Annotated in this window: 12 protein-coding genes; 2 read left to right on the top strand and 10 right to left on the bottom strand. The window is 37.7% G+C overall.

Going from position 1 to position 12,554, the window contains the following annotated elements:
* Nucleotides 1-79: 79 nt before the first annotated feature.
* The gene (locus ACOZIR_RS18845; protein ID WP_045289433.1) at nt 80-862 is read right to left on the bottom strand and encodes a YibE/F family protein; all 783 of its coding nucleotides are present in this window, start codon (nt 860-862) and stop codon (nt 80-82) included.
* Nucleotides 859-1,851 (bottom strand): YibE/F family protein, encoded by a 993-nt coding sequence (locus ACOZIR_RS18840; protein WP_045289881.1) that lies wholly within the window; start codon nt 1,849-1,851, stop codon nt 859-861. Before ACOZIR_RS18840 ends, ACOZIR_RS18845 begins: the two co-directional genes overlap by 4 nt.
* Before the next feature lie 551 nt (nt 1,852-2,402).
* On the opposite strand from ACOZIR_RS18840, the gene ACOZIR_RS18835 reads away from it, so the two are divergent.
* A complete protein-coding gene (locus tag ACOZIR_RS18835; RefSeq protein ID WP_310879154.1) occupies nt 2,403-2,969 on the top strand; it encodes a peptidoglycan-binding domain-containing protein in 567 nt (188 codons plus the stop codon).
* 224 nt (nt 2,970-3,193) lie between these two features.
* Here the strand turns inward: ACOZIR_RS18835 and ACOZIR_RS18830 are convergent, their stop codons facing one another.
* The 3 genes from ACOZIR_RS18830 to ACOZIR_RS18820 all read right to left on the bottom strand — a co-directional run bounded on the left by ACOZIR_RS18830 (nt 3,194) and on the right by ACOZIR_RS18820 (nt 6,170).
* Nucleotides 3,194-3,514 carry a 2Fe-2S iron-sulfur cluster-binding protein gene (locus tag ACOZIR_RS18830; protein WP_029714556.1) on the bottom strand — a complete coding sequence of 107 codons (321 nt, stop codon included), beginning with the start codon at nt 3,512-3,514 and terminating at the stop codon, nt 3,194-3,196.
* Nucleotides 3,515-4,110: 596 nt separating this feature from the next.
* Nucleotides 4,111-5,418, bottom strand: a complete 1,308-nt coding sequence (locus tag ACOZIR_RS18825; RefSeq protein ID WP_045289440.1) for an MFS transporter — start codon at nt 5,416-5,418, stop codon at nt 4,111-4,113.
* A gap of 194 nt (nt 5,419-5,612) precedes the next feature.
* Nucleotides 5,613-6,170: a YdhK family protein gene (locus ACOZIR_RS18820; RefSeq protein WP_045289442.1), complete on the bottom strand. Its 558-nt coding sequence runs from the start codon at nt 6,168-6,170 to the stop codon at nt 5,613-5,615.
* Between the two features lie 228 nt (nt 6,171-6,398).
* On the opposite strand from ACOZIR_RS18820, the gene ACOZIR_RS18815 reads away from it, so the two are divergent.
* Nucleotides 6,399-6,827: a hypothetical protein gene (locus ACOZIR_RS18815; protein ID WP_045289444.1), complete on the top strand. Its 429-nt coding sequence runs from the start codon at nt 6,399-6,401 to the stop codon at nt 6,825-6,827.
* A 137-nt stretch (nt 6,828-6,964) separates the two neighbouring features.
* Here ACOZIR_RS18815 and ACOZIR_RS18810 read toward each other — a convergent pair whose 3' ends face one another.
* The 5 genes from ACOZIR_RS18810 to ACOZIR_RS18790 form a co-directional block, all read right to left on the bottom strand.
* Entirely contained in the window at nt 6,965-9,382 is a 2,418-nt protein-coding gene (locus ACOZIR_RS18810; RefSeq protein ID WP_045289446.1) for a heavy metal translocating P-type ATPase, read from the bottom strand.
* A gap of 85 nt (nt 9,383-9,467) precedes the next feature.
* Nucleotides 9,468-9,674, bottom strand: coding sequence for a copper chaperone CopZ (copZ, locus tag ACOZIR_RS18805; protein WP_045289448.1), 207 nt, complete (start codon nt 9,672-9,674; stop codon nt 9,468-9,470).
* A 14-nt stretch (nt 9,675-9,688) separates the two neighbouring features.
* Nucleotides 9,689-10,021, bottom strand: coding sequence for a metal-sensitive transcriptional regulator (locus tag ACOZIR_RS18800; protein ID WP_045289451.1), 333 nt, complete (start codon nt 10,019-10,021; stop codon nt 9,689-9,691).
* Nucleotides 10,022-10,140: 119 nt separating this feature from the next.
* Nucleotides 10,141-10,821, bottom strand: a complete 681-nt coding sequence (locus tag ACOZIR_RS18795; RefSeq protein WP_045289453.1) for a response regulator transcription factor — start codon at nt 10,819-10,821, stop codon at nt 10,141-10,143.
* A 1-nt stretch (nt 10,822) separates the two neighbouring features.
* Nucleotides 10,823-12,199 (bottom strand): sensor histidine kinase, encoded by a 1,377-nt coding sequence (locus ACOZIR_RS18790; protein ID WP_045289456.1) that lies wholly within the window; start codon nt 12,197-12,199, stop codon nt 10,823-10,825.
* Nucleotides 12,200-12,554: the final 355 nt, after the last annotated feature.

Raw genomic sequence — 12,554 nt, 5'->3', positions numbered from 1 at the left:
TTGAACTGCCCCTCCAATGGTTAACCATTGGAGGGGCAGTTTCTTATGACTTTTTGTTTTTATTTGTCCATACGCTTCTCTACTTTATTTTCTTGTACTGCTTCCCTTTTTCTCTTTTTTGTAAGAAAATAGAAGCGCTAATCCAAGAAGTAATCGGAATAATAATGGCTACACCAATGCCTCCGCTTAAAATAGAAATGACTTCTGCACAAAAGGTTTTTGAATTGATAATGTCTCCAAACGAATACGACAATCTCTTAAACCAGATAATTAACGTCAAATACCCGCCTACAAAGGCAAAATACAGTGTATTGGTTGTGGTGCCCAAAATATCTCTTCCGATTTTCAAACCAGAATTGAAGAGATTTTTTTTAGTTACGGACGGATCATGAACAAATAACTCATTCATAGAAGACGAAATAGATAGCGAAATATCAATGATCGCTCCTATGGCACCCATAATAATTGTACAAATGGCTATTTTAGCAAAATCAATGCCAACATAAAGTGAAAAAGCGTTAATTTCTTCTTCCTGTTCTTCTCCAAATCCTTGAATCATTGCATGATGTTCAATAATAAAAATAAAGAACACTAAAACAGCTAAGGTAATAATTGTTGAAACAAACGCAGCAAGCGTTTTATGATTGAATTTATTGATATAAAATAAATTAATGCAGCTAATGATTGTACAAGCTATCAACGTAACAACAATCGTATTTTTTATAGACAGCATAAAGAGAATGGTTAGAAAAATAACGCCAAAATTCAAGAACAAAGCAAGGAAAGATCTAATCCCTTTTTTTCCGCCCACAATACTCATCAGAATAAATAAAATAAGAGCAAGCAATAGTAAAACGTTCACTTTCTGTTCCCCTTCCTAAAAATAAAAAGAATCGAAAGATAGAGTGTAATTGGAATCGTTAAAACAATGCCAATGCTGCCAGTAAGAGCACGGATTAACTCCAAGGAGAAATTCATCGAAAACGTATATCCTAAAGGAGAGCCATTCTTTAAATAAAGAAGAACCATTGGGATTGTTCCGCTTATATACGAAAAAAATAAAATATTCGTCATAGCTCCCATAATGTCTCCGCCAATTTCCTTGCCCGATTTCAGTAAATCTTTGTGCGCTATCTCTTTATTCTTTTCATATAGTTCATAAACAGAAGAAGTAATGGTAATCGCTACATCCATGACAGCTCCCAATGATCCGATTAATACCTCACTCATAAATATTTTTTGAGGAGGAATCGTCACAAACTCCATTCCTTCATAATGAAGACCGTTCGAATCTGTTAGCTGCATGACGATGTAAGCAATTAATAGAGAAACAAATGTACCTATTAAAGTTGAAATAATTGCTACATGCGTTTTTTCTTTATTACCGCTTACTAATAACAAAGAAATAACCGTAAAAAGAACGACCGCAACAATACATACAGCTAGCAAGCTCACATTCCCTAGTGCTAGATATACATTGAGGGCCCCGATTAAAAGAACAATATTAATAAGTAAGCTGATAATTGAATAAAAACCTTGTTTTTTTCCAATCGCCAGCAAAATTAGTATAAATAAGCCCGCGACAGCGGTAACCTGCGTGTCCCGCTTCACTCCTTCAATCGTGCCGCTTAAAGCATGCTGTGAATTCTTTTCTAAGGAGACAAAAAGATCTGTTCCGACAGTATACTTTTGATCATAAGCACCTGAGTATGAGTACGTATTCTCTAAATGAATAAGCCTTCCTTTATATTTCCCGTTCATGATTTTAGCAACAATTTTTTGAGAATATACGGCATCTTTGTTGCGATTTAAATCAGTAGATTTGTTTTGTTCTACAACATTCGCCTTCACTACCTCGGCTATCGGTTTTTTATAAAGCGAATAATTATGGTTCGTTACTATTAGCGCTATACACAAACAGCAAATTCCTAGTATATAGAGAAAGATTTGTTTACGCGATAATTTATTAGACTTTTGCTTCGAAAAAAGATTCCTTATATGCTGGGAATACAGAGGTGACATCACATAATTCCTTTCTGGTTATTATTTGAAACGCAGGGCTTTTGAACATGAAGAGACTGCAAAGAGATCTAAATTCCCTTTGCAGTCTTTTCATTCATTTATTATGAGCGTTATAGAGCAAGACATACTCCAGGTACACAAGACGCTCAAACCTGCTGTTTTTCCCTTCCGTACTGTAACAGAGAAAAATGAAATTATAGTGAAAACATAGAACGATTTATCTACTTCACTAGTTTTTTATGACTATCTTATATAATCATAGGAATATAAAAACAAATAGAAAATTGTCTGCGCTATAATAAATTGACTTTATAGCTACTAATTAGTTATAAAGCTCATGAAAAGCGACAAATAGTTGCTAAAAACAAGGAGGTTATTTCATGTTAACGAAAAAAACACTTGTCACACTTTCTACTCTTGCGCTTGCAACAACATGCGTAGCATTCAGCACTCCAACTAGTGAAGCAGCTGCTAAAGATACCTACTCAAAAAAAATTGAAGCTAAAGCAGAAACGAGGCCTACGCTTCGTAAAGGTTCTCACTCTAGCTACGTAAGAGACTTACAGCAAAGCTTAAAGGATGTGAAGTATAACACATCCGTTGATGGCATTTTCGGTACGCGAACGCAAAATGTAGTAAAAGAATTTCAAACCGATCACCGCCTGTCTCCAGATGGTATTGTTGGCCCCTTAACATGGGCAGCTTTAGATGAGAACAAGGTAGAAAGAAAGCAATTCCCTGTCAGCACGGCCATTACATTCGGTAAAAAAGAACTCGGTGACAACATTGTCTTTAGTACAGACGACCGCTTACGGAAAGATAACAACGATAAAGCTTACTATAGATTCGTAGCAAAAAATAAAGACTGGATGGATCAAGGGGGATCAGGTACCATAGGCTGGTATCATATTTACAAAAGTGGAGATGTGATTGAAGAATCCAATTAAATCTATTTACAGATAACGGTTCGAAAAAAGCCTTTATAATCACTCTTTTGAGTGATTTACTTCCCGCCTTACAGAATGCTAAAATTTAAAGGAATCATTCCGTAGGTATTTTACTTGAACAAGAACAGCTGTTACTCCCCGTCGCTGTTCTTGTTATTTTTTTAGATAAAAATACAAAAAACAGCATGTGAACATTCCACGCGCTGCTTTTTTCAATTACATGACTACTCTGCGGGTCGAGGTCCTGCTTCTTGTCCTGAACTTTCTACCGTTAGTATTGGCCGAACGGTGACATCTTCATTTACACGAATTTGGCAAGATAAGCGCAAATGATCTTCAATTGAACTTTCTGAGTATGCATTTTTCTCCGCGGTTGTTAAATCGCAATATTCTCCTTCGAGTACTTCTACTCTGCAAGTCGTGCATTTAGCTTTCCCGCCGCACCGATGAAGAATATTTATACCGTTGTCTTCGAGTGCCAAGACAAGCTTTTTCCCTTTTGCCACTTCAAAACTTCCGTACCCTAAAACGGTTACTCTTGGCATATATCTCCCTCTTTCCCTCTACTGTATCCAAGCGATTTGAATTACACTATATGCAATTTCTTTTTATTGCATGCCTAAGTTGTAATCCATTATTTCTACTGATTGCGACGTCTGTTGTACGTTACAGACCCCTTTTACATGCCTAGATCCAATTAAGAAGACCATCGTTTTGTAGTACAGCAACCAAAACGACAAGCCCAAGTATAATAACAGGTATTAGTGCCTTTAAAATTTGATACTTAGATAATTCTATGCGCTGAGGCTCCTTTAACAAATGGCTTTGATTTAACTCAGTATTGTTTTCACTTTCTTTATGATTCATGTTCCTCTGCCTTTCTATTTTTTATAGTGCGGTTCATATCTACTTCTGCTGAAATAACAAAACTAGACACAAGGTTTCTTCATAAAAACCAGCTTAACCTTTTTAAGAACATGCTATACTAACAATTCTATTTTAAAATAAGTCTCTATCATATGTTTCAAACAAACAAATTTACATTATTTCCCTTCTTAATAGCGTTTCTCACATCACTAAACGCACAAGCAAGGTCGTTATTTATAATCAAAAGTAAAACTCCATCACGAGTCATGGGGTTTTACTTCGTACGCTGGTTTTTTGGAATTTTAATTTGTTTAATATCTCCCAGCACATAAATATAAAAAATTAAGCCTAGCAACAAGACAATTCCCGCTACAATAAAGCTTAGATTAAAAGAACCTGTTTTATCTAAAAGATATCCCGTTAAAGCTGTAGCTATAATTCCTCCAAACAAATTATTAGCTAAATTAACGATAGAACTGAGAAGGGAAATAGACCCTGCAGGCGCAATTTCTGCAGAAATAGACCAGCCGATTGGTGCCGTTGCAGATATACCTGCCAGTCCAATCGAGATACAAATCATCGCTACGACGACACTATTGGTGAAAATAGAGCCTAAAAAAACAAATCCTAAGCATAATCCCACAACAATGATCGTGCGATATACTTTTTGACTGTTGTATCCTTTTTTTATAAGGTAATCAACAAGCCACCCGCCAACTAAAATGCCAGCAAATGTAGCAATTAGCCAAGGTACTGCCGTAAGCAGGCCCGATGACATTATATCCATACCGTATTTTTCTTTTAAAAAAGTTGGCAGCCACGTTAACAGTAAATTAAACGTATATCCATAGCCTGTAAACCCAATCATTAGCCCCCAAACTTTTCGATTCGCAAATAATACTTTCAAGGTATGTAAAAATTTTGATGTTTGCTCATCGTTTGCATTTAGATTATTTTCTTGAATATACTTCAACTCATCATCTGATATGCGTCTATGCTTTTCTGGCTTTTCGTAATAAAACCAAAACAGCAGCGTAAACAGCACGTTTATAATTCCAATGGATAAAAATGCTGTGCGCCAATCAAATTTGGTGATGAGAAACGCTACAAGAGGCGCGCCAAGTACATTTGAAAATTTGGCTGCTGAATCAAACAAAGAATTTGGTAAGCTTCTTTCGTTTGGAGGAAACCATAGCGACGTAGCTTTTGATGCTGCCGGAAATGCGGAAGCACTCATTATTCCTATTAAAAACCGGACAATATAGAGAAGAAGTTTTCCTTGCAAAAAAGCCATTGACATCGTTAATAAACTCCAAATCACCATACCGACTCTTGTTACCCATGCTACTCCAAACCGATCAAGCAAGCTCCCGGCAGGTATTTGCATGATCGTATAAGAATATGTATAAATAGAAAAGACAATTCCGAGCTCTGTTCCCGTTAAGTGAAATGCATCTTGTATTGCAGGAGCGGCCACTGACACCGCTACACGATCAAAATAGTTTAAAATAATCATACTGCTTAACAAAGATGAAATGAACCATCGTGTGCGTCCTGTTCGCTTTACTGTATGTTCACTCATAGCTAGCTCCTTTCATCAGTAGTTTGTTCGTTTTATTACCGTAGCATTCTACTTAATACCACAACTTCTTTTGAAAGAAACATGAGTTTTCTTCATACATCATGTAAGAAATTTATCATTATAAAGCATAAAAAAAGAAGCAAACAAAAAAAGCCTAAGAATACATCTATTCTTGGGCTTTTCTTGCTAACAGTCTATTTTGCTGAAAGCTCATCTTCGGTTACCCACTTGTGGTTTTTCACTTTCTTTCCGCCTGTAGTCGGTGTGTAGTCTACCATATATACCGTTGTTTTTTCCGCTGAATCAATCGTTGCTTTTGCCCCTTTCATACCTTTCATATGGTCTGCTTCAAGCGTTACTTCGCTACCTGGCTTTAACTGCTTGTTACCCGCATCTTTTATTTCTTCTTGAATAACCCACTTATGATTTTTCACTTTTTTTCCGCCGGTCTTTAGCGTATACGAAACGGTATAGGCGGTAGTGTCGTAAGCACCAACAATCGTTGCTTCAGCCCCGTTCATGCCTTTCATATGATCAGCTTTCATAACGGCTTTATCTCCAACTTTATATGTTGGATTCTCAGCTTGCTTTAATCCTTTTGGAACCTCTCCTGAACTAGAGTGATTCATCTCTGAGTGATCGTGCATGGATTCATTTTTGTCAGCTGAAGGCTTTTCATGACTAGAATCGTTTCCGCATCCGCTTAGTCCAATAATGACAGATGCACCAAGAATAAATAGCTGTTTTTTCATGACAGTCCCTCTTTTCCACCTAATAAATTTTAAAATAAAAATCATTTAACCCTTAGAAACAACTTATCTATGCATACTCTTCTTCGTTTCTTTATTATAGCCAGACTTTGTGCAGATTTTGTGAAGATGAAGGTAGTTAGGTACAAAAAATTCCTGTGCCTAAAAAAGGCCTTCGTATGAAACACTTACCGCTAGGAAAAAGTATAAAAATAAAAGGAGGAAAGAAACATGCTAAAAATACGCTTTGCTCTGTCCTCACTCATACTTGCAGTTAGCTTGGTGATGGGAGCTCCCTTTGCTTCCGCACACTCCAAGCCCCCCTCTAATGTACAAAAGGTAGAAGTAACGTCCATTAAAATGAAAACGCTCAAAACGTTTATCGATGAACAAGATATGAATGCATTCACCAATAGTATAAAAAAGGCAGAGCGCATGAAACTTCTATTGGATGAAGAATCTGCTGGGAGTATTGATTGCAAAATGACCATTACCTATGGAGATGGTTCCAGCCGTCATTATTTCATTTGGATTATGGATGATGGACGGGATGTGTTAATTGCCCATCAAAAACATCCCGAGGACCTTCATCTTAAAGGATATGAATTAAGCAAAAAACATTCCTTGCACCTAACAAAGCTGCTAAAGAATATTCTTTAGCAGCTTTGTTTTACATCACTTTCACCGAAAATGGCTTGGTGACTCCAATATTTTTCACTTTATATTTCCCACACAGCATATACTGCTATGACTGCAAGCACGTATAAAATAGCTGAGATGATCCACTTTTTCATACCTTATAGCCTCACTCTCTGCAATCGCAGTGCATTTAATACAACCGATACAGAACTAAAAGCCATCGCGGCTCCAGCAACCCAAGGAGCCAACAGCCCGACTGCTGCAATGGGAATACCGAGCGTGTTATAACCCATTGCCCAGAATAAGTTTTGCTTGATATTAGAAATCGTTTTTCTGCTCATTTCAATCGCATCTGCAATGCTCATCAAGTCTCCTCGCATCAGCGTAATATCAGCGGCTTCCATCGCTACATCCGTTCCTGTTCCGATGGCCATTCCAATATCAGCTAACGCAAGTGCAGGAGCATCATTAATGCCATCTCCTACCATTGCGACTTTTTTACCTTGCTGCTGAAGCTTTTTCACTTCTTCTGCTTTGCCTTCTGGCAACACTTCTGCGATAACGTGATCAATACCCGCTTGCATTGCAATAGCCTGAGCTGTTTGACGATTATCTCCTGTAATCATCATCACTTCTAAGCCCATCTCTTTCAACCTAGAAACTGCTTCTTTAGAAGTCATTTTAATGGTGTCTGCAACAGCAAGCATGCCGGCATATTTTCCGTCAAGACCAACGAGCATGACCGTTTTTCCTTCTCGTTCTAAATTTGTCATTCCTTCTAAAGCTGCATCAATATTCACTTTATGTTGGTTCATAAGCTTTCTTGTTCCTACTAACAGTTCTCGTTCTTGTACAGTTGCTTTTACTCCATACCCTGGAATAGCTTCAAAAGATAACGGGTCTTGAATTTCTATACCTTTATTTTTTATACCTGCTACGAGGGCTTGAGCTAGAGGGTGCTCCGATAAACGCTCAGCCGATGCGACTAACTGCAATAGCTCATTTTCTTCGTAGCCTTGTGCAATACGTACATCGGTTAGCTCGGGAGTTCCATTTGTAACAGTTCCCGTTTTATCTAAAAGAATCGTATCGATTTTATGAGTCGCTTCTAAATGCTCGCCGCCTTTGAACAAAATACCAAATTCTGCTGCGCGGCCCGAACCGGCCATAATGGAAGTTGGAGTAGCTAAACCTAACGCGCATGGACATGCAATCACTAATACGGCAATAAGCTTCTCTAAAGCCAGTGCAAATTCGCCAGGCACAATCCAGATATACCAAACAAAGAAAGTAAGAAGAGCAATTCCAACCACAATTGGCACGAATATACCTGAAATATAATCAGCTAATCGCTGAATAGGCGCTTTAGACCCTTGAGCTTCTTCTACTACTTTAATAATTTGCGCAAGCGCCGTCTCTTTTCCAACGTTTGTAGCTTTTATTTTTAGAAAACCATTTTTATTGAGTGTAGCTCCAATTACTTTATCTCCAATGTTTTTATCTACCGGTACGCTTTCACCTGTCAGCATAGACTCATCTATAGCCGATTGCCCTTCAATAATCTCTCCGTCTACAGGTACTTTTTCACCGGGTTTAATAAAAATAACTTCGCCTTTTTGCACTTCTTCCACTGGAATTTTAACTTCCGCTCCGTCTCTTACTACAACAGCCGTTTTAGCTTGTAAACCCATCATCTTTTTAATTGCTTCTGAAGAACGGCCCTTGGCGTTGGCTTCAAATAATTTCCCTAAAAGAATCAGCGTAATTAATATAGCGCTCGTTTCATAGTAAAGCTGAGCTGTATGAACAGATGAGCCAAGCGATTTAAGAGAAGAGTACAAACTATAGAAATAAGCTGCGCTTGTGCCTAGTGCTACTAAAACATCCATGTTGGCACTTTTATTACGCAGAGCTTTAAATGCACCTACATAAAATTGTTTCCCTACCACGAATTGAACAGGCGTAGCTAAAGCGAGCTGAACCCATGGATTCATCAGCATATGAGGTAAAGGAATAAACGACGTAAACGTAAAATGACTAACCATTGCCCATAATAACGGTACGCTTAAAATAAACGAAAACCAAAACTTCCCTTTTTGTTTACTCAGTTCTTTTTCTCGGTAGCTTTGCTCTTCTTCTCTTTCCTCCGACTTTAGCTTTGCTCCGTATCCAAGTTTTTCAACTCGCTGCGTTATATCTTGCGGAGCTATTTGAGAAGGGCTGTATTCAACAGAAGCTGTTTCTAAAGCAAGGTTAACACTTGCCTTTGTCACGCCTTCTAATTTGTTTAACCCTTTTTCAATACGGGTCGAACAAGCGGCGCACGTCATACCAGTAATAGCAAATTCGGCTTTTTCATTTACAACTCCGTATCCAAGCTTTTCGATTTTTTCTTCAAAGGCCTGTGGACTTGTTTTAGACGGATCAAATATGATAGTAGATCTTTCTAAAGCCAAATTCACGTTTGCTTCTTTTACACCTTCTATTTTTTTTAATCCTTTTTCAATTCGATTTGAACACGCTGCACATGTCATACCCGTAATTTGCAAGGTGGATTCTTTTTGTTTGTCACTCACCGCGTTTCGCCTCCTGTTATATACCTACAAGGGGTATATTTTTCTCCTAAATCAAGCGTGCGAAGGTATTCGCACGCGATGCTATTTATGCTACGTCATAACCTTGGTCATCAATAGCGTCTTTAATAGCTTCGATCGTTACTTGACTTGGATCAAATGCAACCGTTACTTTTGCATCTTCTAAGCTTACTTCCACGCTTTTAACGCCATTAAGTTCGCCTACGCCTCCTTCAACAGCTTTGACACAATGACCGCAAGACATTCCTTGTACTGATAATGTTACGTTTTCCATTTCTAGCATCTCCTTTATTTCATTAATCGTTTAATGGTTGTTAATAATTCATCCACTACTTCTTCATCACCAGCTTGCACACGTTCTACAATGCAATGCTTCAAGTGACCTTCAAGCAAAATTTTACTTACACTATTTAAAGCAGACTGCGCAGCTGCGATTTGAGTAATCACGTCGTCACAATACGTATCTTTTTCAATTAATCCTTTAATTCCTCGAATTTGTCCTTCAATTCGATTTAATCGGCTTGTTAGATTTTTCTTCACTTCTGGAGAATGGTGACTTTTTCTTTCACTATTTATCGTACAACATTTTTCTTCACTATTCATGTGATTCACTTCGACCATCTAACATCCTCCCTTCATAAGTCCATGTTACTATACCCCCCTACCCTATGTAAAGAGAAAAGCTCACTTCTGCTTACTTTATCTTTTCACCAATTTCAACAGCTATGCTCATATCATGTTCAACTAACATCAACCCACTTATAGCCTATTCCCCATACGGTTTGCAAGTATTCGTCTACAGGAAAGCCTGCTTTTCTAAGCTTATCCCGAACATTTCGCACATGAGAGTCAATAGTACGGTCTCCAATCTCCGCCTCATATCCCCACACTAACACAAGCAAGTCGTCTCGGCTGAACACGCGATTTAAATGCTGAAGAAGTAAACCCACTAATTCAAACTCTTTAGGCGTTACTTGAATCTGCTGATTTTTATATTGTAATACGTGATTTTCCTTGCTCCATACTAACCCTTTGTAGGTGATTTCATGTTTTTCCTTTAACGAACGTCTAAGAACCGCACGGATGCGTGCAACCAATTCTTCTTCGCTAAACGGTTTAGTAATATAGTCGTCTGCCCCTATATTTAATCCTTTTACTACATCTAATGTTTGACTGCGGGCTGTGAGCATAATGACAGGTAGATCAGACATTTTTCTTATTTCTTGGCAAATCTCCCACCCATCTCTGCTTGGCATCATAATATCTAATAACATCAAATCTGCTTTGTTACCTTGAGAAAGATAGCGTAGCGCTTCAGTGCCGCTTTCAAATTTTATACACGTAAATCCGTTTGGCCGTAGATAAAGTTCTAGTAAATCTAGCATCCTTACTTCATCATCGACTAATAAAATGGTTGTCATTCTATCCATCCTCTCTTATTACAATCTCTACAGTCGTTCCTTTTCCCATCTCGCTTGTGATTGTTATTTCTCCTCCGTGAGCTTCTACAATCTCTTTTACAATGGATAAGCCTAGTCCGTAGCCTCCGCTTTTTCTCGAGCGAGATTTCTCTACTCGATATAGCTTATCAAATATGTAAGGTAGATCTTTTTCTGGAATACCTATTCCTCGATCTTTAAGGGTTATGGTTACTAATTTAGCTGATTTTTTTACGACTACATCAATTTTGGTCTCTTCTTTTGAATAGTTCATTGCATTATCAAGTAAATTGATAATTACTTGCTGAAATCTTTCAGGATCTAGTGAAATGTAAAGACCTTGAGGACAGCTTATGTCCAGCTTCATCCCTTTTTCTTTTAAAGCTAAATGAAAGTTCGCGCATATGGTGTGCAAATATGCAGCTAGCTCTACTTTTTGTTTTTGAATAAAAAATGTATGCTGATCCAGCTGCGCCAACTGAAACAAATCTTTAACTAACTGTGAAATTCTTTCTGCTTCTTCTTTCACAATAGCAAGATATTTATCCCTTTCTTCCGGTGTATTAGAAGGCCTTCTTGCTACGTCTGCATAGCCCTTTAAATACATTAAAGGCGTTTGAAGTTCATGTGAAATGCTGCTTAAAAATTCATTTCTCTCTTTTCGCAACCGCTGCAGCTCATTCGCTAGCGACTGAATCGACATTCCTAACTGTCCAAGTTCATCTCTTGAATGAGCGCCAAGTTTCACAGACAAATCTCCTTGACTCAGCTTCTCTGTTGCTTTTTTCATTTTGATTAAAGGAGCCGTTATAAATTTAGACAGGGCAAAAATAGTCACAATGGAAAATAAAACGGAAACAGCTCCCGCTACGTAAAAATGATGCTGTAGTCTCGCAATCATTTCGTGAATATCATTTGTGTTCTTGAACATATAAACCGTTCCGAACTGCTGATGATCTTTTTTAATAGGTGATGCTGTGGCGATATAAGGTTTGCTTTTCCAGTCGCCTTGCATGATTTCACCTTTGTATGTAAGAGATTTTCCTTTCCATTTCTCTACCGATTTTCTTGCACCTTGAATTAAAGGCCTAGACGAACTGATAATTTTTCCTGTTTTATCTGTGATAACAACGTCGGTTTCTGCCTCAGATTCCATCAGTGCAACATGGTTAAGCGTAGCTGAATCATGATGCTTCTCTAATACTTCTCGGTGACTGTTTCCTCTTAGACGCAAGCTTTGCAACTCCTCTGAAATTCTTGTATTGGCAAGACCGCTATATAAATAGAAAAAGAGAGCGGCTTCAACTAGTAAAATGAACATTAAAAACAAGAGTCCAAGCTTAATAGAAAGTCTATTCATTTATTCACACCCCTTGCTTTCATTATAGAAGTAATAATTGAAGAAACTGTGCAGAATAAAAACGCCCCCACAAAATAATTGTCTTTATACTATGAAAAATCCCCTAATAAGAAGGTTCCTCTGTTGATACAACTGTACTGAATTAGTCAAATAAGCGTTATTCTCTGACATTTTACCATAGGTACACGCACGTACGCAGAACAGCATTTCAATGAACAAGAAAGGGATGTGAATAATCCCTATTGACAGGCTTAAAAATAAAGGTTCTTTTAACTATCATTATTAAGTGAACTCTTTACTGTTTTTCTAATAAAAAAGGTTAATTAGCAAAAGCTAATTAACCTCGTTAAATAGT

The organism is Priestia sp. D3YE.R1 (assembly GCF_049199565.1).
Taxonomy (GTDB): domain Bacteria; phylum Bacillota; class Bacilli; order Bacillales; family Bacillaceae_H; genus Priestia; species Priestia aryabhattai.
This window is presented reverse-complemented; position numbering and strand designations above follow the sequence as displayed.

Coding starts and splice junctions, on each gene's coding strand:
- ACOZIR_RS18795 (WP_045289453.1), bottom strand. CDS start 10,821: ATGACAACCATTTTATTAGTCGATGATGAAGTAAGGATGCTAGATTTA.
- ACOZIR_RS18830 (WP_029714556.1), bottom strand. CDS start 3,514: ATGCCAAGAGTAACCGTTTTAGGGTACGGAAGTTTTGAAGTGGCAAAA.
- ACOZIR_RS18825 (WP_045289440.1), bottom strand. CDS start 5,418: ATGAGTGAACATACAGTAAAGCGAACAGGACGCACACGATGGTTCATT.
- ACOZIR_RS18820 (WP_045289442.1), bottom strand. CDS start 6,170: ATGAAAAAACAGCTATTTATTCTTGGTGCATCTGTCATTATTGGACTA.
- ACOZIR_RS18815 (WP_045289444.1), top strand. CDS start 6,399: ATGCTAAAAATACGCTTTGCTCTGTCCTCACTCATACTTGCAGTTAGC.
- ACOZIR_RS18835 (WP_310879154.1), top strand. CDS start 2,403: ATGTTAACGAAAAAAACACTTGTCACACTTTCTACTCTTGCGCTTGCA.
- copZ (WP_045289448.1), bottom strand. CDS start 9,674: ATGGAAAACGTAACATTATCAGTACAAGGAATGTCTTGCGGTCATTGT.
- ACOZIR_RS18800 (WP_045289451.1), bottom strand. CDS start 10,021: ATGGTCGAAGTGAATCACATGAATAGTGAAGAAAAATGTTGTACGATA.
- ACOZIR_RS18790 (WP_045289456.1), bottom strand. CDS start 12,199: ATGAATAGACTTTCTATTAAGCTTGGACTCTTGTTTTTAATGTTCATT.